General features: G+C 35.9%; 24 protein-coding genes and 2 tRNA genes. 9 read left to right on the forward strand and 17 right to left on the reverse strand.

Features of this window, described 5'->3' with window-relative positions; genetic code table 11:
* Positions 1–44 precede the first annotated feature (44 nt).
* Positions 45–1,073: an adenosine kinase gene (locus COMX_RS09575; RefSeq protein WP_051462097.1), complete on the reverse strand. Its 1,029-nt coding sequence runs from the start codon at positions 1,071–1,073 to the stop codon at positions 45–47.
* A 248-nt stretch (positions 1,074–1,321) separates the two neighbouring features.
* On the opposite strand from COMX_RS09575, the gene COMX_RS10780 reads away from it, so the two are divergent.
* Positions 1,322–1,855, forward strand: coding sequence for a bactofilin family protein (locus COMX_RS10780; protein ID WP_051462098.1), 534 nt, complete (start codon positions 1,322–1,324; stop codon positions 1,853–1,855).
* 47 nt (positions 1,856–1,902) lie between these two features.
* Here the strand turns inward: COMX_RS10780 and COMX_RS09585 are convergent, their stop codons facing one another.
* The 4 genes from COMX_RS09585 to araC all read right to left on the reverse strand — a co-directional run bounded on the left by COMX_RS09585 (position 1,903) and on the right by araC (position 5,728).
* A complete protein-coding gene (locus tag COMX_RS09585) occupies positions 1,903–2,490 on the reverse strand; it encodes a GcrA family cell cycle regulator (protein ID WP_034340605.1) in 588 nt (195 codons plus the stop codon).
* Between the two features lie 66 nt (positions 2,491–2,556).
* A complete protein-coding gene (rnd, locus tag COMX_RS09590; protein WP_034340606.1) occupies positions 2,557–3,732 on the reverse strand; it encodes a ribonuclease D in 1,176 nt (391 codons plus the stop codon).
* 99 nt (positions 3,733–3,831) lie between these two features.
* A complete protein-coding gene (locus COMX_RS09595) occupies positions 3,832–4,659 on the reverse strand; it encodes a glycosyltransferase family 32 protein (RefSeq protein ID WP_034340607.1) in 828 nt (275 codons plus the stop codon).
* A 205-nt stretch (positions 4,660–4,864) separates the two neighbouring features.
* Positions 4,865–5,728 (reverse strand): arabinose operon transcriptional regulator AraC, encoded by an 864-nt coding sequence (gene araC / locus COMX_RS09600; protein ID WP_034340617.1) that lies wholly within the window; start codon positions 5,726–5,728, stop codon positions 4,865–4,867.
* Between the two features lie 223 nt (positions 5,729–5,951).
* Here araC and COMX_RS09605 point away from each other — a divergent pair, with 223 nt between their 5' ends.
* The 5 genes from COMX_RS09605 to queF all read left to right on the forward strand — a co-directional run bounded on the left by COMX_RS09605 (position 5,952) and on the right by queF (position 12,123).
* Positions 5,952–7,622 (forward strand): ribulokinase, encoded by a 1,671-nt coding sequence (locus COMX_RS09605; protein ID WP_034340620.1) that lies wholly within the window; start codon positions 5,952–5,954, stop codon positions 7,620–7,622.
* A 39-nt stretch (positions 7,623–7,661) separates the two neighbouring features.
* On the forward strand, positions 7,662–9,164 hold the full coding sequence (gene araA, locus COMX_RS09610; protein WP_034340623.1) for an L-arabinose isomerase: 1,503 nt from the start codon (positions 7,662–7,664) through the stop codon (positions 9,162–9,164).
* Between the two features lie 41 nt (positions 9,165–9,205).
* Positions 9,206–10,624, forward strand: coding sequence for a sugar porter family MFS transporter (locus COMX_RS09615; protein WP_034340625.1), 1,419 nt, complete (start codon positions 9,206–9,208; stop codon positions 10,622–10,624).
* Between the two features lie 21 nt (positions 10,625–10,645).
* Positions 10,646–11,344 (forward strand): L-ribulose-5-phosphate 4-epimerase, encoded by a 699-nt coding sequence (locus tag COMX_RS09620; RefSeq protein WP_034340628.1) that lies wholly within the window; start codon positions 10,646–10,648, stop codon positions 11,342–11,344.
* 311 nt (positions 11,345–11,655) lie between these two features.
* The gene (gene queF, locus COMX_RS09625) at positions 11,656–12,123 is read left to right on the forward strand and encodes a preQ(1) synthase (RefSeq protein WP_034340731.1); all 468 of its coding nucleotides are present in this window, start codon (positions 11,656–11,658) and stop codon (positions 12,121–12,123) included.
* Positions 12,124–12,147: 24 nt separating this feature from the next.
* On the opposite strand, the gene atpC is transcribed toward queF, so the two are convergent.
* The 6 genes from atpC to COMX_RS09655 form a co-directional block, all read right to left on the reverse strand.
* Complete coding sequence (gene atpC / locus COMX_RS09630) at positions 12,148–12,564, reverse strand: ATP synthase F1 subunit epsilon (protein ID WP_034340630.1); 417 nt, start codon at positions 12,562–12,564, stop codon at positions 12,148–12,150.
* A gap of 33 nt (positions 12,565–12,597) precedes the next feature.
* The gene (gene atpD / locus COMX_RS09635) at positions 12,598–14,100 is read right to left on the reverse strand and encodes a F0F1 ATP synthase subunit beta (RefSeq protein ID WP_034340637.1); all 1,503 of its coding nucleotides are present in this window, start codon (positions 14,098–14,100) and stop codon (positions 12,598–12,600) included.
* A 35-nt stretch (positions 14,101–14,135) separates the two neighbouring features.
* Complete coding sequence (locus tag COMX_RS09640) at positions 14,136–15,056, reverse strand: F0F1 ATP synthase subunit gamma (protein ID WP_034340640.1); 921 nt, start codon at positions 15,054–15,056, stop codon at positions 14,136–14,138.
* 11 nt (positions 15,057–15,067) lie between these two features.
* Positions 15,068–16,606 (reverse strand): F0F1 ATP synthase subunit alpha, encoded by a 1,539-nt coding sequence (atpA, locus tag COMX_RS09645; RefSeq protein ID WP_034340643.1) that lies wholly within the window; start codon positions 16,604–16,606, stop codon positions 15,068–15,070.
* Positions 16,606–17,175, reverse strand: coding sequence for an ATP synthase F1 subunit delta (gene atpH / locus COMX_RS09650; protein ID WP_034340732.1), 570 nt, complete (start codon positions 17,173–17,175; stop codon positions 16,606–16,608). The genes atpA and atpH overlap by 1 nt, the downstream gene beginning before the upstream one ends.
* 968 nt (positions 17,176–18,143) lie before the next feature.
* Positions 18,144–18,217: transfer RNA gene (locus tag COMX_RS09655), tRNA-Gly, on the reverse strand.
* 241 nt (positions 18,218–18,458) lie between these two features.
* On the opposite strand from COMX_RS09655, the gene COMX_RS09660 reads away from it, so the two are divergent.
* The 3 genes from COMX_RS09660 (at position 18,459) to nusG (ending at position 19,387) form a co-directional block, all read left to right on the forward strand.
* Positions 18,459–18,535 (forward strand) — tRNA-Trp (locus COMX_RS09660).
* A 116-nt stretch (positions 18,536–18,651) separates the two neighbouring features.
* Positions 18,652–18,840, forward strand: a complete 189-nt coding sequence (gene secE / locus COMX_RS09665) for a preprotein translocase subunit SecE (RefSeq protein WP_034340646.1) — start codon at positions 18,652–18,654, stop codon at positions 18,838–18,840.
* 16 nt (positions 18,841–18,856) lie between these two features.
* Positions 18,857–19,387 (forward strand): transcription termination/antitermination protein NusG, encoded by a 531-nt coding sequence (nusG, locus tag COMX_RS09670; RefSeq protein ID WP_034340649.1) that lies wholly within the window; start codon positions 18,857–18,859, stop codon positions 19,385–19,387.
* A gap of 412 nt (positions 19,388–19,799) precedes the next feature.
* On the opposite strand, the gene COMX_RS09675 is transcribed toward nusG, so the two are convergent.
* The 6 genes from COMX_RS09675 to COMX_RS11130 form a co-directional block, all read right to left on the reverse strand.
* The gene (locus COMX_RS09675) at positions 19,800–20,096 is read right to left on the reverse strand and encodes a type II toxin-antitoxin system RelE family toxin (RefSeq protein ID WP_034340653.1); all 297 of its coding nucleotides are present in this window, start codon (positions 20,094–20,096) and stop codon (positions 19,800–19,802) included.
* Positions 20,086–20,340 carry a type II toxin-antitoxin system RelB/DinJ family antitoxin gene (locus tag COMX_RS09680; protein WP_034340656.1) on the reverse strand — a complete coding sequence of 85 codons (255 nt, stop codon included), beginning with the start codon at positions 20,338–20,340 and terminating at the stop codon, positions 20,086–20,088. The genes COMX_RS09675 and COMX_RS09680 overlap by 11 nt, the downstream gene beginning before the upstream one ends.
* Positions 20,341–20,712: 372 nt before the next feature.
* Positions 20,713–22,254: a calcium-binding protein gene (locus COMX_RS09685; RefSeq protein WP_034340659.1), complete on the reverse strand. Its 1,542-nt coding sequence runs from the start codon at positions 22,252–22,254 to the stop codon at positions 20,713–20,715.
* A gap of 187 nt (positions 22,255–22,441) precedes the next feature.
* A complete protein-coding gene (locus tag COMX_RS09690) occupies positions 22,442–23,173 on the reverse strand; it encodes a hypothetical protein (RefSeq protein ID WP_034340662.1) in 732 nt (243 codons plus the stop codon).
* Positions 23,174–23,188: 15 nt separating this feature from the next.
* On the reverse strand, positions 23,189–23,623 hold the full coding sequence (locus tag COMX_RS09695) for a hypothetical protein (RefSeq protein ID WP_034340665.1): 435 nt from the start codon (positions 23,621–23,623) through the stop codon (positions 23,189–23,191).
* Positions 23,624–23,682: 59 nt separating this feature from the next.
* A partial coding sequence (locus COMX_RS11130) for a hypothetical protein (protein WP_034340668.1) occupies positions 23,683–24,283 on the reverse strand: 601 nt, incomplete at its 5' end.

Below are 24,283 nucleotides of genomic sequence, written 5' to 3' on the forward strand. Positions count from 1 at the left end.
ACCTTTATCCTCTATCACGTCAGAGGACAAGCTAACTTTGCGTTTTAAAAGTTCATTACTTCTTTTAATTCAGGTAATGGTCTTGCTCCAAAATGAGAAATCACCTCAGAAGCAACAACGCTTCCTAAGCGTCCACATTCAGCATAAGTACGATCAGTTGTCCAACCTGCCAAAAATCCAGCAACATAAGCATCCCCTGCACCCGTTGTATCTACAACAACTGTAGGGACACAAGCAACCTCAATTCGTTCATTATCTGCGACAATCACACTGCCCTTTTCCCCACGTGTTACCACAACGATCGGGGCATCTTGAGCCGCTTTCACAATCGCCACTTCGAAATCATCAGTTTCATACAAAGCACAAATTTCGTGCTCATTTGCGAAAACCATATCAACACGCGTTGATACAAAATCTTGAAAAGCCTCTAAATGACGCTTTACACAAAAAGGATCAGACAAACTTAACCCCACCTTTTTATCTGCTTTATGAGCCATATCAGCAGCTTGGTAAAACGCTTTTTGTGCTAAATCACCATCAAACAAATAACCTTCTAAAAAAGTTACCTTAGCGGCACTGATCACTTCTTCAATAACGTCTTCTGGTTTAAATTGTGTACAGGCCCCTAAATATGTATTCATGGTGCGTTGCCCATCAGGAGTAACAAAAATAATAGAACGCGCTGTATATAAATCTGGATGGGTTCTCGTTTTTAACGGTTGGGATGGAAAATAAACACCACCTTGTCTAATATCTTCAGCAAAACTTTTACCTAAGCTGTCATCTGCAACTTTACCAAGATAGGCTGTTTTCGCCCCCATCAAAGCAGCAACAAAACAAGTATTTGCAACAGAACCACCGCTCATTTGTTTTTCTGGCTTGAATAATGACTTTAATTCTTTGGCACGTTGAGAATCAATTAATGCCATTGTCCCAGGTTCCATACCTTGCTGTTTTAAAAAATCCGAATCGACCTTTGCTAAAACGTCAACAATCGCATTTCCAATTCCTACAATATCAAACTCTGTATCACCTTCTTTTTTACGACCTAATATTTCTCTAAAACTTCTCATATCTCTTAACTCTTTCTATATCTATTCTTTTAAGAAACCCAATTCTCCACACAAACTCATTTCTTATTATTAAAAAATAGGCTCTTGTTATCTACATCCTCATAAATCATAATAACCGATATATATTTATTAATTATGATTTACAATTTTAACCTCAATCTACTATATGAAGATTAGTGTTTTAAAGAACAACGGTATGATCATACAATATTTATTTTATTCCCAATCATGATGAAGGCCCTATTCCTATGAAAAATAATTTACCTCCAACGTTGGAGAAAAAATTAATTAATCGCAACACCCTTCTCCCTAATACGGAACGATCTTATAGCTCCACCAATTCTATACATCATGATGCTGCATCACATCGCCGCACTTTGGTTATCGGACAAGGTATTCGTATCCTAGGTACCCTAGAAGATGTCGAAACATTAATTATTGAAGGCTCTGTTGAAACCAATACCATCAAAACCAAAAATATTATCGTACAAAAAACAGGTATTCTTAAAGGCGAAGTCGATTCTCAAGATATAGAGATTACAGGAACCTTAGAAGGAAATATCACCGCTCAAGGCAATTTAGTCGTTACTGCAACAGGACGTTTAATAGGACAAGCAAAATGTCGTCGTCTAAAAGTAGAGGATGGTGGACAAATTACAGGTCAGATCGAAATGATTACTGCTGACAAACTTAAGGTAACCCCTTCATCAACTGAAATAGAGACTAAAAAAGATCAAGAAAGCTCTATGGCAGAAGATCTTCTTAAAACAACCAAAAATTAAAGAATATTTCTCTGAATCTATAAAGATTCAGAGAAATAAAACAAAATTTAGGCAACGTTACTTTTACGATCTCTTAATTTAACATAAGCAACCTGTACGTGCTCTAAGCAATAAGGCTTACCAGGAACTGCCTTAGCACCACAAAAATGAAAATCTTTGGTGCCAGGATCTCCAATTGGCCAACAACAATCAGACATAGAACGTCTTTTAGGAAGCTCTACTGGTACTGTAAAATCAATTTTAGTTTTCTTTGGTTTGACCTCTTTTTTTCCAACAGGTGTAATCATATCAAACTGTTGAGAATCAGCCTCTTTTTTAACCACGCTTATAGCAGCTGCTAGTTTTTCCTTGGTAGTCTTTTCAACTTTCTCTGATTTTTCAGCCTTTGGCTTTACAACTTTGGCTGGTTTTTCTACAGGAGCTGCCTTAGGTTCTGTTTTTGCAACGGGAGTTACTTTATCTTTTTTAACAGCTGCCCTTCGAATCGGTGAAGGTCTACCTTCTAACCCTAAACGATGAGCCTTGCCCACAACTGCATTTTTGGTCACATTTAAATGTCGACCAATTTCAGCAGTAGAAAGCCCTTGTGTCCATAGCTCTCGCAGCCTTGCTACGGCTTCTTCATTCCACTCCATAACCCATACGCCCCTTCATGATCAATATCATTTTATACAGTTAATTACTCTACAACTGAAAATCAATTATCGTTTTATTATTTCTATTTTTTGATCTTGAACACCTAAAATTAATTGTCCATTACATAAATCCACTGCATCTTGACCAAATACGTCACGCCTCCACCCAACAAGCACTGGCAGATCACGCCTACCTAATGCCAAATTTTCTATATCTTTACTATCCACAACTAATTTTGGCGCAACTTGATAAGCTTCACACTTGGCCTGTAATAAAACTTTGAGCAAAGATATAATCGCCTCCGACGGTTTTCTTTTATTGCTTTCATCAGAAACGGGCAAAGGTAGCGTATCAAGCTCTGTATTTTTAACCGTTTTGATGACACTCAGAAGACTTCCACCTTCTTTACTATCTGCAAACCCTTGGGAAATACCACGAATACGAGACAATGCTTTAACACTATCTGGCAACGCCGCAGCAATTGCTAATAAACTTTCATCACGGACTAAATGTTGCCGAGGGATATTCAATCTTTGTGCTTCTTGCTCTCTCCACTGAATAATGGCATATAAACATCCCAAAACTCGGCGGTTTCCCGTCCTGGGGCGCAATCTTTTCCAGATTTTATCCATAGAGGGTGCAAAAAATTCAGGATCAGACAAAATTTTAATTTCAGCTGCAACCCAACTAGTACGATTAGTTTTAGTTAGTTGCTCCAACAAAATTAAATAAACATCCCACAGATAGGTTACATCTGCAGCAGCATAATTTTGTTGAGCCGCGGTTAAAGGACGCATAGCCCAGTCACTGAAACGATGCGATTTATCAATAGCAACCTTAAGTAACGAATCAACCAAACTATCATATCCAATTTGATTGCCAAACCCTGCTACCATCGCTGCAATTTGTGTATCAAAAACAGGTGTTGGTAAAATATTAAATAAGTGTAAAAATATTTCTAAGTCCTGCTGAGCTGCATGGAAAACTTTGATAACAGACTGTGCCGTTAATAAAGGCAACAGCAAAGACAAATCTATACCTGGTGCCACTGCATCTAATAAATACACTTTTCCTTTACCAGCCAACTGAACCAAACATAACTCTGGCCAATAAGTTTTTTCTCTTACAAACTCTGTATCCATCGTGATAAAGGTTTCCTTAAGTAAAACCTCGACCATTTGTTGTAGAGCGTGGTTGTCTGTTACCATTACTGGATCAGAAAATTTTTGTAATTTGTACATATAAAAATCAGTAATATCTCTCTTATTAAACGAACAAAGATACCATAAATGATCTATTGAAAACAATATAACAAAATATAAATTTTCAGTATTCTATCTTTATAATTTATATAGTTGACTTGGCATACGAAAATATCGCCAATTTCCTTCAGTTGTTTTTTTATATTCCAACTCTTGGTGACTATAAGCACGAAGGGCAAATTTATGAGGAGCTAATCGCAACCCTTCTAAAGAACGGTTTTCCTGATCGTCTTGCAAAATATCTTGCATTAAAAGTTCTAAAATAGCCATCGATACAGCACCAGGTCCTGTACACTCCCAAACACTCGAAAAACTTCGCTTGATCGTTAAGTTTTCTTTTATTTTATCTAGAACAGCAGAAATAATTGGATTGTTCGCTTTGCAAGCAATAAAGTCATTATCAATACAACAAGGTTTACCTTTGGTATAAAACAAGAAGCAATCAAATTCATAAAATTTAAAGATTTCTTCTAAAGATTTAAAACAATTAATATCAACATCTATATATATTCCACCCATTTTTGCCAGATAACATATGCGGAAAAAATCCGATTTCATAGATGGGTGCACACAACGGCGTTCATATAAATAATAAAGCTCTTGACCATAATGCGAGTTAATAAATTCCCCAGCAGATTCCGTATGAAACAGCTCAACATAATATTCTGTATTATAACGTTTAATTTTCTCAATTGAAGCATAAACATCGTCAGGTAAATCTTTTTCATGCCAAAAAATTACAATTTTTTTGGGGATATTGGTATTGACTGGTTGGAGTGCATCTATTGATATTTCTTCATTAATAACAGACAAAAAACGAGGATTAAGATATTGCTCTAGCTCATCTTGTGGATGCAGAGAAAACTTGAAATATTTAGCTTTTTCTTTTTCTTCTTGAATAAACATCCTGTTGGCTTTCACTGTTAATCAGTCAATATAAAATATAGGTTTCTAAATTAAAAAAAAATCAACTTATAGATTGTATAAGGGATAATAGAGTTTAACGATCTGCTAACGTTGATACTTATCAATAGCTTGATAAAGCGCTTTTTCGCAATATTCCTTTTGAAACCTAATAATAATTGCATTTATATAACAAAACACACAGTCGTTAGTTTTTATAAAATATATAACGAAATTTTGTGGGGCTTAATCCTGTTTTATTTTTAAACACACGTGAAAAATAAAACTGATCTGTATATCCCAGATGTTGAGCAATTTGTGAAATAGATAAAGGTGTCGTTTGAAGTAAAAATTTAGCTTTATTCACTCTTTGATCCTCTCTCCATGAAAGAATACTAACTCCTATATTTTCTTTAAATAAATGAGAGATACGAGACGGGGAAAGATTAACCAGTTCTGCGATTTGTTCGATAATAAATTTGTCCTGCAAGCAATTATCAACATTATCAGATATAAAATTACAAGCTAAGATAACACGATGGTCGTATTTCTCTTGTTTTTTGATTGATATTGTCTGCATTCTTTGTATTAAAAAATTTTCAAGTAAATTCATTGCAAGAATTTCAGAATAGGTGTTTGAGGATTGTGCTGTTTCCACTATTTTAAGGAATAAATTTTCTAAATCTTTATTTAATTGATCATCAGGTCGAAAGTATCCTACATTGCCGACAGTTAATGGCCATAATAACCATTTTGTCCATATAGCCCTGGGTTTAAAATAGACCCAATAATGATACCACTGCTTTGAATTTGCCCTCCGCCCATAATAATGAGATTCATTAGGAGGAAAAATTAAAAAATCCCCAGGCTGACTAACAAATGATTTATCTTCATGAAAAATAACGCCCTCACCAGCAGAGGTTAAATTAATAATAAACCCTTCCATACCATTAGGACGATCAACAAAAAAGTCGTAAACCCCCCCTTTATCAATAGGAGTTAAGCCCGCAACTAAATAAGCATTAAAAGAATAACCTGGTAAAAGAGGATTTTGATTTTGTTCAACAGTCATAGCGATCACGTTTTTTTGATGTTATAAAATATAGCACAATTTTACATAAATTGAGCAGAAAAATATATATTTTATAGATTTACTTTATATTTATAATTACTTTTTTTTTATAATTTAAATAGTAGCACAATTTTACATATTATCAACGAATTCGTGTATATTATTCTTCAATATTAAAGATTAGTCTTAAACCACAATTCAGTAGTTTAAGGATGTTCTTAGTATGAAAGATGTCATCTCAATAGGCCTAGATTTTGGTAGTGATTCAGTTCGTGCAATCGCCGTTGAATGTAAATCAGGGTATGAAATTGCAAGTGAGGTTATAAATTATCCAAGATGGAAAAAAAATCTTTACTGCAACTCTGTTAAAAATATATTCCGCCATCATCCGCTTGATTATATTGAGTCAATGGAACAAGCAATTATTGCTGTAGTTCAAAAATTAGGCGAAAAATCACAACAAATTGTATCCATCGGGGTTGATAGCACCGCATCAACACCAGCTCCTATTGATCAAGATGGAAATGTTTTAGCACTTAGACCAGAATTTGCAGACAATCCCAATGCTATGTTTGTTTTATGGAAAGACCATAGCTCTATCAAAGAAGCAGAAAAAATTAATCAGCATTGTCAGCAAGAAGAATATGCTCGATATCTTGATACATGCGGTGGAATTTATTCTTCTGAATGGTTCTGGGCAAAAATCATGCATATTTTTAAAGAAGACGAAAAGGTAAAACAAGCAGCTGCTTCTTGGGTTGAATTATGCGATTGGGTACCTTCTTTATTATCGGGAACAAACGCACCGCAGAATATCAAAAGAGGTCGATGCGCCGCTGGACATAAAAGTCTCTGGAGTGAAAAATGGGATGGACTTCCACCTTATGAGTTCTTCCAAGATTTAGATTCCAACCTGGTTAAACATCTTCCATACCCTTTATTTACAGATACTTACACCGCAGATATTCCGGTTGGAAAAATAACACCTGAATGGGCTAAACGACTTGGGCTTTCAAAGGACGTTATCATTTCTGGTGGGGCATTTGACTGTCATATGGGTGCCATTGGTGCCGGAGCAAAGCCATATTCACTGGTTGAGGTAATTGGAACCTCCACATGTGTTATTCTAGTCGCAGATAAAGATCGTATTGAAGATAACATTGTCCAAGGTATTTGTGGTCAGGTCGATGGCAGTGTCATCCCTGATTATATTGGCCTTGAAGCAGGACAGTCTGCTTTTGGTGATGTATATGCTTGGTACCAACGTCTTTTATCTTGGCCTTTAGAACAGCTGAAAAAAGAACTTCCTGATAATCAAGAAGTTATTAAGCAAGTAGAAAATAACCTACTGAATTCTTTGACAGAACATTGGTATAAAAATATTGATTTAGACCATTTACCAATCACTTTGGATTGGTTTAATGGCAGACGTACTCCTAATGCCAATCAAAGATTAAAAGGCACACTAACTGGGATTACTTTAGGCACAGATACAGCAACACTTTTTGGCAGTTTAATTGTCTCTACTGCTTGTGGTGCCAGAGCGATTATGGAATGTTTTACTAACCAAAATGTTCCTGTAAATTCTATTATTGCAATTGGAGGGATTTCTAAAAAATCCCCAATTATTATGCAGACTTGTGCTGATGTAATGAATCGCTCCATTGAGATTTGTGAATCAGAACAATGTTGTGCTCTTGGTGCGGCTATTGTTGCTGCGGTTGCGGCTGGTATTTATACGAGCATTCCAGAAGCTCAAAAAACGATGGCCAGCCCAATTAGCACAACATTCACACCAGATCCTAACAGATCAAAACAATATCAAACGATATACGAACAATATGTTCAATGGTCTGAGGTTAGTGAGCCTCAGTATAATCAATCTGCATTATAGAATTTATTTATTATTAAAATAAAAACAAAGAGGGTAAAAATGTCTAATTTTCAAGAATACGAAGTATGGTTTGCTGCTGGCAGTCAACATTTATATGGCCCAAAAACACTGCGACAAGCTGAGCAAAACGCTAAAGAAGTTGCACAATATTTTAACGAAAAAGTTAACTTTCCAGTCAAAATTGTTTATAAACCTATCGTCACACGCCCAGAGGAAATTACAGCACTTTGTCGTGAAGCAAATCATAGCCCAAAATGTATTGGTATTATGACATGGTTACATACATTTTCTCCAACTAAAATGTGGATTAACGGTTTAAATATTTTAACCAAACCACTCTTTCAACTAGACACACAATATAATGAAACTGTTCCATGGAATACAATGGATATGGATTTCATGAATTTGAACCAAACTGCACATGGTGGCAGAGAGTTTGGTTTTATTTGTGCACGGATGAAAGTGCCAACAACCGTTGCTATTGGCTTTTGGAAAGACAGCAAAGTTCATGAAAAAATTGAGCGTTGGATGCGCGTTTCTGCAGGTATTATGGCTGAACAATCTTTAAAAGTTGTTCGTTTTGGCGATAATATGCGTGAAGTCGGTGTGACAGAAGGAAATAAAGTTTCTGCACAAATTAAATTTGGATATTCTGTTAATACACATGCGGTTGGTGATCTGGTTCAAGTTATTAACGATATCCCACAAAGTGACGTTGATGCTTTAGTAGAAGAATATGAAACTTTATATCGTTTCAGCCCTGTAACACAAAAAAATGGTGAAAAACGCCAAAATGTTATTGATGCCGCTCGCATTGAATTAGGGATTAAAAAATTCTTAGTACAAGGTGGGTATGGTGCTTATACAAATACATTTGAGGATTTGCACGGTATTAAACAACTTCCTGGTATTGCATCACAACGCTTAATGCAACAAGGATATGGGTTTAGTGCTGAGGGCGATTGGAAAACCTCTGCACTTTTAAGAACCATCAAACTGATGGCCAGCGGTATAGATCGAGGCACTTCTTTTATGGAAGATTACACCTATGACTTTACCAAAGGACAAGAGCTGGTCATTGGCTCTCATATGTTAGAAGTCTGCCCATCTATTGCTGATGAAAAACCATTAGTGGATGCTCAATATTTAGGTATTGGTGGCAAAGATGATCCTGTTCGTTTGATTTTTAAATCTCGCCCAGGACCAGCAATTAATGCCAGCTTAATTGATCTAGGTAATCGCTTTAGGTTGGTAACCAATGCTTTGGAAACGATTGAGCAACCACATCCACTTCCTAAGCTTCCTGTTGCATGTGCAGTATGGAAACCAAAGCCTTCTTTGGATGTTTCAACACAAGCATGGATTGCCGCAGGCGCAGCCCATCATTCCGTTTATACCCAAGCATTAGATATGGAATATTTCCGTTTATATGCAAAATTAAAAGATATGGAAATTGCCGTTATTGATGAAAACACCAATACACATCAATTTGAAAAAGAACTTTTGTGGAATGACATGCTTTATTCTAACAAAGTAAAATAAAACATATTTGATGTAAAACTCTATTAAAGTGAGTAAAATAAATGCAGCAATCAGTATTATTAAATGAAAATGTTCAAAAAAGAGAAGCTTCTACAAAAAGAGCAACGCTTCTTATTGGCCTTGCTGCTGCAATGGCAGGGTTATTGTTTGGCTTAGATATCGGCGTTATTGCTGGAGCTCTTCCTTTTATTACAATAGATTTTAAATTGGGCAGCCATTTACAAGAATGGGTTGTAAGCTCAATGATGCTGGGTGCTGCATTAGGAGCCATATCCAATGGGTGGTTTTCCTTTAAACTTGGAAGAAAATATAGCTTATTAATTTCTGCTCTTTTGTTTATTATCGGGTCTTTGGGTTCTGCTTTGGCCCATAATGTTGAGTTCTTGATTTTTTGGAGAATTGTTTTAGGTTTTGCTGTGGGAGTTGCTTCTTATACAGCACCTTTATATTTGTCAGAAATGGCTCCTGAAAATGTTCGTGGTAAAATGATTTCTGGATATCAGTTACTGGTGACGATTGGGATTGTCGTTGCCTTTCTTTCTGATACCTATTTTACTTCAACAGGAAATTGGCGCATGATGCTTGGGGTATTATGTATTCCTGCATTATTATTGATGGCTATGGTATTTTTCCTGCCGAATACCCCACGTTGGCTTGCAGCAAAAGGTAGAGAAGAAGAAGCTTTACAAGTCTTACATCATATTAGAAATAATGATGAAAAAGTCAAAAAAGAATTTAATGAGATCAAAGAAAGCTTAAAGGTTAAACAAGAAGGTTGGTCTCTTTTTAAAGTCAATAAAAATGTTCGTCGCGCTGTGTATCTTGGTATGGCATTGCAAGCAATGCAACAATTTACTGGTATGAACATTATTATGTATTATGCCCCAGAAATTTTTAGACGTGCAGGGTTCCAAACAAATCATGAGCAAATGTATGCAACAATTATTGTTGGTTTAACATTTGTTTTTGCTACTTTTATTGCAATCTTTACGGTTGATAAACTTGGTCGTAAACCTATTTTAAAAGTCGGTTTTGCTATTATTGCCCTTGGTACATTCGTTCTTGGATTATGTTTATATCTGATTGATAATGGCAATAATTTTGCTTTTATTTCTTATGCCTCTGTTGGTATGGCCATTATGTGTATTGGTGGATATGCCATGAGTGCTGCCCCTGTTATTTGGGTTCTTTGCTCAGAAATCCAACCTCTTAAAAGCCGTGACTTTGGTATCTCTTGCTCTACCACTACAAACTGGGTAAGCAATATGATTATTGGCGCAACTTTCTTAACATTAATACAAACGTTGGGAATCAGCTGGACCTTCTGGATTTATACGGCTCTAAACGTTGTATTTATTTTCGTTGTTATCTTTTTCATTCCAGAAACCAAAAATGTTACATTGGAACATATTGAAAGAAATCTGATGAGTGGTAAAGCTTTGCGTGACATTGGAAATTAATTTGTAAGGAATAATTGAGAAATGCTTAAAGAATTAAAAGAACAAGTTTTCGAAGCCAATATCGCTTTAAAAGAACATAATTTGGTTGTGCTGACCTGGGGAAATGCAAGCGCTATTAATAATGACAGAGATTTAATAGTTATTAAACCTTCAGGTGTGCAATATCAAAATATGAAGCCAAGTGATATGGTTGTTGTTAATCTTGAAACTGGAAAAGTTGTAGATGGTCAATTAAAACCTTCATCAGATACTGAAACACATCGTATTTTATATCAAAAATTTTCGGATGTTGGTGGTATCGTTCATACGCATTCTCGTCATGCAACAATATGGGCTCAGGCAGGAAAATCTGTTAATCCTCTAGGAACCACGCACGCAGATTATTTTTATGGTGCTATTCCTTGTACTCGATTAATGACCAAAAATGAAATAGAACATAATTATGAGTTTGAAACAGGTAAAGTCATCATTGAGACTTTTAATAATTTAAATTTAAAGCCTTTGGACATGCCTGCAGCTTTAGTACATTCTCATGGTCCCTTCACTTGGGGGAAAAATGTCATGCAAGCTGTTGATCACTCCATTATTTTAGAAGAGATTTGTTATATGCAAATGTTTTCTTATATGGTTTCACCAGAACTTTCAAACATGCAAACAGAGTTATTAAATAAACATTATTTTCGTAAGCATGGTGCTAACGCTTATTACGGACAAAAATAAAAAACTTAATATAACATTCCTTAAATAAATGAGATATATGGGCTTATTGAAAAATTAATAAGCCCATATTTTAATTATTACTAAATTTTAAAATACAAGGGTAGCTACAATTTTAGTGAATATTGATTATCGCATTAAATTTAACTAATTAATAAATATCAACGATACGATTAACTCGCAAAGCTTAATAAAAGTTTTCTAAATCTCTATCTTCTAAAATTAATTCTTAACATTAAGATAGAATCTTATAAAAGTTCGACTTATACTATCCAATGAATTATGAAATCACTTTTAACATTGAATATAAAATTATGCCCGAACCAACTGATTTAAAAAAACATCTTACCCAACTAGGACAAAACAGTCCTTTACCCCAATCTCCGCAAGAGGCCAAGCTGGAGCGCGTTCCTGCGCCATATCAAGAATATGATTATACTATTCGCTTTACCGCACCAGAATTCACATCACTTTGCCCAATTACAGGACAACCTGATTTCGCCCATTTAGTAATAGATTATATTCCTGGGAAATGGATCGTCGAAAGCAAATCTTTGAAATTATATTTGTCAAGCTTTCGTAACCATGGCTCTTTTCACGAGGCATGTACGATTGAAATTGCATCCACCATCGTCAAATTGCTGAAACCCAAATGGCTAAGAATTGGTGGGTATTGGTATCCGAGAGGCGGAATGCCTATCGATGTTTTCTGGCAAACAGATACACCACCTAAAAAAGTATGGATTCCTGATCAAGAGGTTCCATCATATAGAGGAAGATAATTTCTTACCCCCCTCTATTTTTAGCTATTTCTTTACAGAAGTAGCTAATTCAAGCATAACTTGAGCATTTTGCATTTCATCAATCAGCTCACGTTGTCTTTCTGCATCATTACCCTTGGCAGCTTCTTTGAAGCTTTCTTCTAAATCAGCTAAAAGTTTTGTCGCAACCTCTTCAGATAGCTCATCCAACTTTTTAACTTCTTTGGCAAGTACTGTGCATCCCGTTTCTTTCATTTCAGCGAAACCGCTTTCAACAAAGAAACTATCGGTTATTTTATCACCTACATAAAGGTGAATAACACCCCCACGAAGGAGAAGGATCATGGGTACATGTCCTTCCATTGCAGCAATATCGCCTTCAAGACCGGGTAAAACAGCCATATCAACCTGTTGAGAAACAACAACTTTCTCTGGGCTAACAATTTCAAGTTGTATCGACATTACTGCCTTCCTTTACCTTTTATACAAAACAACCTATTTATCGTTTTGTTTCATTTTCTCTGCCTTAGCAACGGCTTCATCAATGGTTCCTACCATATAGAAAGCTGCTTCTGGCAAATCATCATGCTTACCGTCAATAATTTCTTTAAAGGAACGAACAGTATCTTTAACTGGAACCAGTTTACCAGACATGCCTGTAAAGACTTCAGCAACGTGGAAAGGTTGAGAAAGAAAGCGTTGAATACGACGTGCGCGCGCAACCACTTTTTTATCTTCTTCAGATAATTCATCCATTCCCAAAATCGCAATAATATCCTGTAAAGATTTATAATTTTGCAGAATTTGCTGAACTTGACGAGCCACTTGGTAATGCTCTTCGCCAACAATGCGAGGGTCCAAAGAACGAGATGTTGAATCCAAAGGATCAACAGCAGGATAAATCCCAAGCTCAGAAATGGCACGATTCAACACGGTTGTTGCGTCCAAGTGAGCAAAGGTTGTAGCAGGTGCAGGATCGGTTAAATCATCAGCAGGCACATAAATTGCTTGCACAGACGTAATAGACCCTTTTTTCGTTGAAGTAATACGTTCTTGCAAATTACCCATTTCTGTAGCCAACGTAGGTTGATAACCCACAGCGGATGGAATACGACCCAATAACGCAGACACTTCAGAACCAGCTTGAGTAAAACGGAAAATATTATCAACAAAGAATAATACGTCTTGCCCAGCTTCATCACGAAAATGCTCTGCAACTGTCAAACCAGACAAAGCTACACGAGCACGCGCTCCAGGAGGTTCATTCATCTGACCATAAACCAAGGCCACCTTTGAACCTGCTGTACTGGTACCGTCAACTTTAATAACGCCAGCATCTTTCATTTCGTGATAAAGATCGTTACCTTCACGAGTTCTTTCACCAACACCAGCAAATACAGACACACCACCATGTCCCATTGCGATATTATTGATCAACTCTTGAATCAAAACGGTTTTACCAACACCAGCACCGCCGAATAAACCAATTTTACCACCACGAAGATATGGGCAAAGCAAATCAACAACCTTAATTCCTGTTTCCAGAATTTCTGTTGCATCACCTTGTTCTTCAAAAGAGGGTGCTTCACGGTGAATTGGTGAGTAACTTTTAGCGTTAATTGGGCCTAATTCATCAATCGGTTCACCAATAACGTTCAAAATACGACCTAGTGTTTCGTTACCAACAGGCATACGAATTTGATGTCCTGTATCAGTAACTTCCATTCCACGAATCATACCATCCGTAGAATCCATCGCAATACAACGAACTTGGTTATCCCCAATTTCTTGTGCGACTTCTAATACCAGATTACGATCGCCAACTTTACAAGTTAATGCGTTCAAAATATAAGGCAAATCACCAGTAAATTGCACGTCAACAACAGCACCTTTAATCTCGGTGACGCGACCTACAGAGTTACTTTTAGATGCAGCCTGATTCCCCGCTGATGAATCAGTATATGCTGCGTTTTTTTCTTCAATTGCGGTTTCCGACATAATAGGGTCAGCTCCTAGCAGAATAATTATAAAAATCAGGCAGCATTTGCACCTGATATAACCTCAGTAAGTTCACTCGTGATATTAGCTTGACGTGTACGGTTATAATGAAGGCTAAGCTTATCGATCGCTTTACCTGCATTACGTGTTGCACTATCCATAGCAGTCATTCGAGCACCTTGCTCTCCAGCATTGGTTTCCAACATAGCTGAAAGAAGTTGAACCCGCAGATTTTGTGGAAGCAAACGATGCAACACTTCCTCTGGTTCTGGTTCAAACAAATATTCAGCTTGAAGTTGTTCGGTACGCGTAGCTAATTTCTCGTCTAACGTTTCTTTTTGTTTTTCTTCAGTCATGGCAACATTCAAAGGAATCAACTGTAATGCAGTTGGTATTTGTAACATGACATTCTTAAACTGGTTATAAACCACGGTGCATACATCACATTGCTGAGTTTCCAACAATTTTTCAATATAGCTGGCAACTTGATCAGCAGTTTCAAATGTCACATTACCCAACCGATGATCACCACCTTCGGGTCCCACAACTAAATCAGGATATTCACCACGGAAATAAACATAAGCTTTAAACCCAATTGGGCATATTTTTACGTTTTTTCCCTCTTTAAGAAGCTTTTGAATTAAGTCACGTGTCGCACGGTTAATATTACCGTTAAACCCACCTGCCAAACCACGATCACTGCTCATTGGTATCAACAAATGAAGATCTTGTTTACCTGTCCCTGCCAATAATTTTGGCATACCGGGACGATCTCCAAGAGATTCTTTTAAATTGACCAAGATTCGCTGCATCGTTGTAGCAAAAGGTTTTGCTTCACGAGAGCGTTTCTCTGCACGATGCATCTTTGCTGCAGCCACCATTTTCATAGCACTGGTAATCTTCTTAGTCGATTTAACGCTATTAATTCGAGCGCGTAATTCCTTTAAAGAAGCCATAATGACGCTCCTTAAACTTGCTTGAACTTAAGAACGAAATCTTTTAAGAATGCTGCGAGTTTTTCTTCCAATTCCTTGGAAATTTGAGCAGCATCACGGATTCCATTTAAAATCTCAGAGCCAGAAGAACGCATCACTTCGATAAATTGCTTTTCAAAATTACCAATTTTCTCAACTGGAATTTCATCAGTATATCCACGAGTACCAGCATATAAAACGACCACTTCCTCTTCCATTGTATAAGGAGAGTTTTGAGGTTGTTTTAATAATTCTGTTAAGCGTGCACCACGAGCCAACAATTTTCTGGTAGAAGCATCAAGATCAGAAGCAAATTGAGAGAATGCTTCCATTTCACGATATTGTGCCAACTCAAGTTTAATACTACCAGCAACTTGCTTCATAGCTTTACTTTGTGCAGCAGAACCCACACGAGACACTGAAGTACCAACGTTAACCGCAGGACGAATACCACGATAGAAAAGCTCGGTTTCCAAGAAAACCTGACCATCTGTAATCGAAATCACATTCGTAGGAATATATGCAGAAACGTCACCAGCTTGTGTTTCGATAACAGGTAAAGCTGTTAATGAACCACCACCATATTCATCAGACATTTTTGCAGCACGCTCTAATAAACGAGAATGCAAATAGAACACATCCCCAGGATAAGCTTCACGTCCAGGAGGACGACGCAACAATAATGACATTTGACGATAAGCAACAGCTTGCTTTGACAAATCATCATAGCTGATTAATGCGTGCATTCCGTTATCACGGAAATATTCACCCATAGAAGCCGCAGCATAAGGCGCAATATATTGCATAGGAGCAGCATCAGAAGCTGTTGCTGCAACAACGATACAATATTCCATCACGCCCTGCTCTTCAAGGGTACGGACAACCTGAGCCACTGTTGAGCGTTTTTGACCAATAGCAACGTAAATACAATAAAGTGTTTTCTTTGGATCGTTTAATGCATTGGTTTTCTTTTGCGCAATCATCGTATCGATTAATACGGTTGATTTTCCTGTTTGACGATCACCAATAATCAATTCACGTTGTCCACGTCCAATAGGAACCAACGCATCAATTGCTTTAATTCCTGTTAACATAGACTCGCAAACAGATTGGCGAGGCATAATTCCAGGGGCTTTTACTTCAGCCAAACGACGTTCAACGTCTTTTAATGGGCCTTTTCCATCAATTGGATTACCAAGACCATCAACAACACGACCTAAAAGACCTTTACCAACAGGAACGTCAATTACTCGATTCGTACGAGAAACTGTATCCCCTTCACGCACTTGGCTGTCATTTCCAAAAATAACAATCCCAACGTGATCACTGGAAAGATTCAATGCCATCCCTGTTAAATCGCCGTTTGCAAAGGAGACTAGCTCACCCGCCATGACGTTTTGCAGGCCATAAACCAATGCAATACCGTCACCAACAGACAAAACAATTCCTGTTTCCTCAACGTTAGACTCTTTATCAAAGGACGCAATTTGTTTTTTAAGGATGTCCGAAATCTCTGCGGGACGGATTTCCATCACGCGGCTCCCTTCATAACATTATGTAGACGATTAAGACGAGATTTAAGGCTAGCATCATAGAGCTGAGCCCCAATACGTATCACAAAGCCGCCTAGTAACTTTGTATCAATACGCTCTAGTAAATTAACTTTATTATATCCTGCTTGGGTCAAGCGATCTTTTAACTGAGCACGTTGAATGTCTGTCAAAGGATGTGCTGTAATGACTTCGGCCGTGACCAATCCACGACGAAGATTAACCAAAGCAAAAAAAGCTAATAAAATAGCTTTTAAACTGGCAAGCCTGCGATTGTTCGCAATTACACCAACAAAATTTTGAAGTAACTGACTGAATCCAACTTGTTTCAAAGTGCCAACAACGATCTCACGACTTTGCGCTGTATCAAAAGAAGGATTATTTAAAACATCTTTCAACAATTCGCTTTCATTGATAATTTTCAATAGATTTTCAACTTCAACCATGACCTCATTTAAAGAACGCTCTTCTTCAGCCAATTCATAAAGGGCTGTAGCATAGCGACCTTTGAGATCATTTGCAGTAAAAGTTGATGCTGCAGCAGCAGCCATTGTTGCATCGGTATTCACTTGGTTTATTCTTTCATTTCTTTTCTAGAATAGTGTAACAAAGCCAAACAGCTTTCTCTACCTTCCCAACAATTATGATATAAACTTTTATAAAGGACTTAGTCTATACCAAATCATGTTAAAAATTAAAATTAAAAAGCACTTTGCTTATAATTTAATCCTTAACTGTTGCAAGTCTGTACAACTCGCTACTATATTCCAGTATAAAACCATAAAACCCGTACTTTTAATTAATATCTTAGATAAAAGATTTTTCAAAAAAAGGAAAGTCTCTGAAAGCCGAAAACAATGAAGATCAAGCAAAAATAATAATTTTTTTTTAAATTTGATTTTTTAGTGACAGAACCTTTTTATATTAAAAAGCTGGAGATTAATTATCAATTCGCATTCAATTTTCATAAAACTCGCTAACATCAGAAATAATACTAATGTTTATCTCCAGATTTTTTTTGTCTTTTTCTATGAAACTTTTAAATATATACTTATAATACTTTCAAATGGCCATCATAAGATAATTTAAGCGTATAACGCCCGTTATCATAGCAAATATTTTTAATTGTTTCATTATGCAAACCGCCTTATACAACAGATTTAATAAATGACTTCACTACGAAAGTTAAAAACGCTATTTGAATGGAGGTTTGGTTTGAAGTGAATAACACCATTTATAATTAAGTGCTTTATTTTAATGAGCATTCTGGCATAAAATTATTAAAATATCACATCGGTTTTATACTAAAAATATCAACATTATTATTTTGAGGTATTCGCATTTAAATTTGTTATTCCAGATTGTCAACTCTAGTAGATTAAGTTTTAAACGGCTTTAAATTCGAATATTCACTAAAAAATATCGAAAAACATATATAAAGATCGCCTTACTGTAACGATAATATATCTTCATGCGCTGAAGATCTTAATCACATAATTATTTGAATGTCTGTGGATTTTGGAGCGGGCGAAGGGAATCGAACCCTCCTCAGAAGCTTGGAAGGCTACTGCATTACCACTATGCTACGCCCGCTTGTATCTTGAAGAATAGTCTATAATAAAGAGCTATTTAATTTATAACACCTTTTTAGCAAAATTTTTCATTAGATCAAGTCTTTTTTTTAAAATTTGCTAATTTTTTATAAAAAGTTAGTTTTATAATTTTTTTTACTTGACTTTCTTCACGTTTCATTGCTTTTTCTCTTAACTGTGATTTGAACAAATTAACCTTGCAAAAGGAATAGTTCTAGTTTAAAATCACACAGTGATCATGCAGGGGTGTAGCTCAATTGGCTAGAGTGCCGGTCTCCAAAACCGGAGGTTGCGGGTTCGAGACCCTCCACCCCTGCCATTAGACACGTAAGTATACCATGAATGTAATCACATTCATCTTGTCCTTTAACCACGCATCTATATTATATTAAGTCAATATAATTAAAGTGCTATTTTGAGTAGGAAAGGTGTTTCGTGTCGGTCAATCCCACGAAATTTCTGCGTGATGTTCGTAATGAAGCCAAGAAAGTTACTTGGCCAACACGTCGCACGACATTAGTCACAACAGCCGCCGTGCTTGCAATGGCCGCTGGTGCTTCCGCATTCTTTTTTATTGTAGACCAAGTCATAGGCTTTGGTATTCAAACTTTGTTTGGCTTATAGGAGATTGAAACCAGTCATGACAAAAAGATGGTACGTCATTCACGTTTACTCTGGATTTGAAAAAAAAGTTGTTCAACAAATCAAAGAACAAGCTGAACAAAAAGGACTAAACGGTCAAATCGAAGAAATTTTGGTTCCTTCAGAAGAAGTCATCGAAGTTAAACGTGGTCAAAAAGTTCAAACAGAACGCAAATTTTTTCCTGGTTATGTCCTGGTAAAAATGGAAATGACAGATGATGCTTGGCATTTAATTAAAGACACTCCAAAAGTCACTGGATTTTTGGGGAACAGAATGCGCCCTTCTCCTATTTCCAATGCCGAAGCTGAACAAATCATAAAACAAGCTCAAGAAGGCACAAATAGCCCTCGTCCTTCTGTTAATTTTGAAGTAGGTGAGCAAATCAGAGTTTCTGACGGTCCTTTCACCTCATTTAACGGTGTTGTTGAAGAAGTTGATACAGAAAAAGGCCGCTTAAAAGTCAGCGTCTCTATTTTCGGTCGATCAACCCCAGTTGAACTTGAATATAATCAAGTCGAAAAACTGTAAGTAAATAGTTTTACAAAAAGCCCTATGATACAAGTAAAAACTTGTATCATAAGGCTTTTTTGTATTTATCATCCCAATACCTTATTAAATATTCATTAATCTCCTTTTGTAATCTCTGTATCTTATAAATTTATCTTGCTGTCATTGAAAAGAATATATCTCACAAATTTATAAGATCATTCATATCGTTTATGATGACTGACGATATTTTGTATGTTCTTAATATTAAGTCACCTATTGAAATTTGTGTATAATTATGTGATTATGTTAATAGAATAATATTTTTATATATAATGCTCACCACGACCTTCATGATAGGGTCATTAAACAAAATAAAGTATCCTGTTCATAAACTATTTAATGAAACGAGTTTACGTATATTCTGCGTATCTTATGAGTTTTTAGATAACTCTCATTTACTATTTAATTGTGCATTGGCTGTTTCATAGACTTTTTTATCTTCGCGTTTTCCTACCGCAATGACTAAAATTATAATTTCTTCATCAATGACTTGATAAACTAATCTGAAACCAGAAGATCGTAATTTAATTTTATAACAGCTAGCAAGATCTCCATGTAAACGGGCAGATTCAATATGAGAATTATTTTGTAGTTGCTTTAATTTCTTTTTGAATTGCGTTTGAATAGATTTATCGAGTTTATACCATTCTTTTAAAGCTCTTTCATCAAAGTCAATATTAAAGGTCATCTAAATTAACTCTGACACGTTCTGCAGGACTGTTTAAACGTTCACGCACAACCGCTAAAATATCATCATCTTTATCATTATCACTGACCATCACTGAAACCTCTGAAAAAGGTAATTTTTTGTTTTCAGCAACATAACGTAAGAATAGTCTCAGTGCATCTGAGGGGGATAGTTTCAGATTATCAAAAACTTTATAAGCATCTTTTTTTAAATTTTCATCCACTCTAATTTGAATAGTGCTCATTATTTCTTACCTTCAGATTAAAATATAATAGATAAGTTATAATGTAATTACAAATGTAGTGCAATATTTTGTTATATGAGTTTAAGTAAAGTATTATGTATTTAAATGATTACAAAACAAGAAACGATATGGTCTTGTCGCAAATTTAGATGATCGCGATTAATCTGTTATAGATATAGATGGAATATTTATATTTAGGAACGATTTATATTTATTGGGTTGATGATTATTCGAGCGATGAATTGGTATTATCGTTATTGTTTAAGCTATCAAGATATAAAAGAATTATTTTTAGATTGGTTCATCAATGATTTGATCAACCAATCGTAATTCTGTATAAGAATATAAATCAGATTTATATATTAAGCCGTTTTAGTGACTAAAATCAGCGATGTCAAATTGCTTTGTACTTAAAGAAGATACGGAAACACCTTCAATAACGATGGCAGCATTATTGGTGAGTTTTAAAACAGCATTTCCATTTGCATCATTTTGAGATTGTTGTAAAATTTGTGTTAACCCGTTACTACCTAAACCATAATTGTATAAAGCAATTTTATCATTATTTGTGAAGTCTGTAATAATGGTAGTCCCATCTTGCACGCTTTCTTTAGTAAACATAAATAAGTTATTACCTACACCACCAGTAAAAGTAGCATTTCCTACCCCAGCAGCTAATGTATCATCTCCTTGTCCAGCTTTTGCTAAAAGATTATTTGCACCAGCAACTGTATTTGCCCAAATCTGTAAATTAGCACTTGAAGATGCAGCATCTAGAGTTTCATTCCCTTCATTAGCAACAAATATACTTCCACTAGTACTATCAATATTCTCTGCATTTAGAGTATATTGTGAACTACCTGCACCAAATGCTGCAAGCGTTCCTTTGATGTTAATAACCGTGTTTCCACTTCCATTTAGAAAAGTGAGATTATGATTTATATTATATGTATTATCTAAACCATGAATAACTTTTAAATCAGTCCCATTCGTGGCTGAAATAGTTGAATTATTCCCAGCAGTATATTCATTCATATCCCCTGTATCAAATTGAACTATATCTGATGCCGCCCCATAAACTGAACTATTTTTACCAACAGAAATGTTATTATTGTTGCCAATATCAAGAATAGTTGTATTTCCGCCCATTGTTAATTTTGACTGGGATCCAGTTAATGTAACAGTTTGATATCCTCCCCTAGAACTTGTAATAGTATCATGTCCTTGAGAATAAACAATATTATTTCCAGAACCTAAATCAATCGTACTGCGAGCATAACCCGTGGTAATCTTATTATTACCATCAGTCGTTTGAATCATTGTATCTCTATCATCATCATATATTTCGCCAGTGTCTGGATCAACAAAATCGTCTGTATAAATCGTCCAATTCCCCATGTGACTTGTATTACCATCCAGACCTCTACCATAAAAATAAAGAGGATTATTGCTAATAAGTTCCCCGCTCTCACCGTCAGCTATATAATTAAAATCAACCCCTCCTATAATCCTAACATAATTTGGATTATTGCCATCACCTTGTATTTTAGGAATACCATTAATATTATCAGTAGTCTGACCTGGACCTAAAGTAACTTCTGCATATTCTGTATCTTGGGGGAATTTTCCAGTAGATAAATAAAAAATATTTTGAGAATCAGAAAAGGAATACATAGTAACGATAGGAGTGTAATCCAACTCATTCGCATCTATGTGTGTATTTGGTTCTAAAACTACATCTTTTACATTTCCGCTTGTTATATAGTCTCGCAAATCCCCAAAGAATTTAACTGAAGCTTCCTTAGTAATAGGATTATCAAAAAAATCACTACCTACTTCAAAAGGTTGATCAGGATCTACGGACTCACTATCAGGGTCAAAAACATAATTTTCATTTGCATCATTATTATCCATTTTATGCCTCCATTTAATACAAATTTTCAATATTTGCGCTTTTGTCGCGAATTTATATAATATCCCTTAATCTATTATAGATATAAATGAAATATTTTTTTAGGAGCTATTTATGTCTATTGGATTAATTACTATCATCTAAATTTGAGACATGACCGTTTGTATAAAGTGTCTAGTATTTACTAGATTACACCCATTTCTTGCCCATCATATTCGGATAATTATAAAATACCGCCGTTGTTAAATGAGAAACGTTAATACCAGTTGTTGTATTATCGGTTGTTAAAGTTGCATAGCCAGTAAAGATCGTTTGATAATTACTAGGATTGGCTGGAGCTATACAATAGTCTCTACTTTCATTACTACTATTACACTCAAAAAGGGAATTACCTTTTCCTTCTGGCCTAACCAATTTTACTTTATAATAATAAGTTTTATAATTAATGGTTACCCCTTGTTTTTCCGATAAGGTTGTTCGTCCCATATCATCCGTAAATACAGGCGCATCCCATGTATGCGTTTCACTTTCTTCAGATCCTTCTATCGGTGATGAATCAACCAAGGCAATTACAGTTGGATGGCCATTACCACCAGAATGGTATCCCGTATTAATTACATTCAATCCTAAATTTTGCAATCTTTTCTCAGTTTCGTGCTTAGCAAGTGCAATGTACATTACTACATCCATTATGTACATTTGATCATTTTTATTTATATTATTACTATTTGCTTTTACTAAATTTTGAGAAAAATTACTTGGTATAACTACCCGAATAATATCATTCTTTGATAAAGGTTGTGCATCCCCTACCTGATTATCAACAGGGATATAATATTCACTGTTGTAAATAGAAGGACACCCACTAACCATAAAACATAAGCTTAAACCCAATAACGATTGTCCAATCTTATTAATCATTTTCTATCCCCATACCTACTTCGATACATTCCGAAATGCATTATTCAACGCATTCGCATAATCATTATCAGAACTATAATTACTTTTATTGGCAATCACCTCTTTAACTTTATTTGCCTGAGCCTGCGTTATCGTATGTTCTGACTTATCGCTTGGATTTAATGCTTGATATAAAGCAGTCATAAATGCCCCATCACTACTATAATTATCTTGATTTGTTACAACCGTTATTGCTGCATGGGAATTATTAAGTAAATTCTGTTTTCTAATAGGATCTTGCGCAGCTTCAGCAGCAACGACATCAGGGTCTTTGACTTCAGGACGAGATTGCGCCATCGCACTGGTCGTTGAATTGACCACATCAACCGTCGTATTTCCACCACTAGACGTCATCGCACCAGCGGCGGCGCCCGCACCTCCAGTTAATAAGCCCTGCACAATACTATTCACAATCTTATTTCCGTCAGAAACAAAAAAGGATAGATGCAGTATCTATCCATGAAACAGCTTTATTTCTTATCTGTTAGTTTGGGCGCATTGGGGTCAGTTGCATAAAGAGGAGTATAGCCCGTATTCGTAAAATACACCCATTTCTTACTCATCATATTTGGATAATTATGAAATACTGCAGTTACTAAATGATCAACATTGCTTCCAGCTACAGTGTTATCTGTTGCTATGGTTGAATAACCAGAAAAAATCGTTTTATAATTGCTAGGGTTTGCAGGCGCTATACAAACTTCTGTTGGATCTTGACTGCTTAAACATTTTAAAAGAGAATTATCTGCACCTTCTGGACGAACCAATTCTACTTTATAATAATACATTGTATGAGTAATAGTTATGCCTTGCATTTCTGATAAGGTTGTTCGTCCCATGTCATCCGTAAATACAGGAGCATTCCATGTATGAGTTGCCGTTCTGGAAGAGCCTTCTATTGGTGAAGAATCAACCAATGCAATCACCGTTGGATGACCATCATTTTTAGGATGATACCCCGTATCCACAACATTGTATCCTAACTTTTGTAAACGATCTGCTGTTTTATCTCGAGCATCAGAAAAATATATCCAATTTCTCCAGCCTGGTTGTTGGGGGGGGGGGATATCC

Origin of the sequence: Commensalibacter papalotli (ex Servin-Garciduenas et al. 2014) (genome assembly GCF_000527695.1) — a bacterium.
In the GTDB taxonomy this organism is placed as follows: domain Bacteria; phylum Pseudomonadota; class Alphaproteobacteria; order Acetobacterales; family Acetobacteraceae; genus Commensalibacter; species Commensalibacter papalotli.

Excerpts from the sequence above, each read along its gene's own strand:
- COMX_RS09620 (WP_034340628.1), top strand. The coding sequence starts at position 10,646 with ATGCTTAAAGAATTAAAAGAACAAGTTTTCGAAGCCAATATCGCTTTA.
- atpH (WP_034340732.1), bottom strand. The coding sequence starts at position 17,175 with ATGGCTGCTGCTGCAGCATCAACTTTTACTGCAAATGATCTCAAAGGT.
- COMX_RS09685 (WP_034340659.1), bottom strand. The coding sequence starts at position 22,254 with ATGGATAATAATGATGCAAATGAAAATTATGTTTTTGACCCTGATAGT.
- COMX_RS09640 (WP_034340640.1), bottom strand. The coding sequence starts at position 15,056 with ATGGCTTCTTTAAAGGAATTACGCGCTCGAATTAATAGCGTTAAATCG.
- COMX_RS09595 (WP_034340607.1), bottom strand. The coding sequence starts at position 4,659 with ATGTTTATTCAAGAAGAAAAAGAAAAAGCTAAATATTTCAAGTTTTCT.
- atpD (WP_034340637.1), bottom strand. The coding sequence starts at position 14,100 with ATGTCGGAAACCGCAATTGAAGAAAAAAACGCAGCATATACTGATTCA.
- COMX_RS10780 (WP_051462098.1), top strand. The coding sequence starts at position 1,322 with ATGAAAAATAATTTACCTCCAACGTTGGAGAAAAAATTAATTAATCGC.
- COMX_RS09690 (WP_034340662.1), bottom strand. The coding sequence starts at position 23,173 with ATGATTAATAAGATTGGACAATCGTTATTGGGTTTAAGCTTATGTTTT.
- araC (WP_034340617.1), bottom strand. The coding sequence starts at position 5,728 with ATGACTGTTGAACAAAATCAAAATCCTCTTTTACCAGGTTATTCTTTT.
- COMX_RS09680 (WP_034340656.1), bottom strand. The coding sequence starts at position 20,340 with ATGAGCACTATTCAAATTAGAGTGGATGAAAATTTAAAAAAAGATGCT.
- atpA (WP_034340643.1), bottom strand. The coding sequence starts at position 16,606 with ATGGAAATCCGTCCCGCAGAGATTTCGGACATCCTTAAAAAACAAATT.
- COMX_RS09575 (WP_051462097.1), bottom strand. The coding sequence starts at position 1,073 with ATGAGAAGTTTTAGAGAAATATTAGGTCGTAAAAAAGAAGGTGATACA.
- queF (WP_034340731.1), top strand. The coding sequence starts at position 11,656 with ATGCCCGAACCAACTGATTTAAAAAAACATCTTACCCAACTAGGACAA.
- COMX_RS09615 (WP_034340625.1), top strand. The coding sequence starts at position 9,206 with ATGCAGCAATCAGTATTATTAAATGAAAATGTTCAAAAAAGAGAAGCT.
- COMX_RS09585 (WP_034340605.1), bottom strand. The coding sequence starts at position 2,490 with ATGGAGTGGAATGAAGAAGCCGTAGCAAGGCTGCGAGAGCTATGGACA.
- COMX_RS09675 (WP_034340653.1), bottom strand. The coding sequence starts at position 20,096 with ATGACCTTTAATATTGACTTTGATGAAAGAGCTTTAAAAGAATGGTAT.
- atpC (WP_034340630.1), bottom strand. The coding sequence starts at position 12,564 with ATGTCGATACAACTTGAAATTGTTAGCCCAGAGAAAGTTGTTGTTTCT.
- rnd (WP_034340606.1), bottom strand. The coding sequence starts at position 3,732 with ATGTACAAATTACAAAAATTTTCTGATCCAGTAATGGTAACAGACAAC.
- nusG (WP_034340649.1), top strand. The coding sequence starts at position 18,857 with ATGACAAAAAGATGGTACGTCATTCACGTTTACTCTGGATTTGAAAAA.
- COMX_RS09605 (WP_034340620.1), top strand. The coding sequence starts at position 5,952 with ATGAAAGATGTCATCTCAATAGGCCTAGATTTTGGTAGTGATTCAGTT.
- araA (WP_034340623.1), top strand. The coding sequence starts at position 7,662 with ATGTCTAATTTTCAAGAATACGAAGTATGGTTTGCTGCTGGCAGTCAA.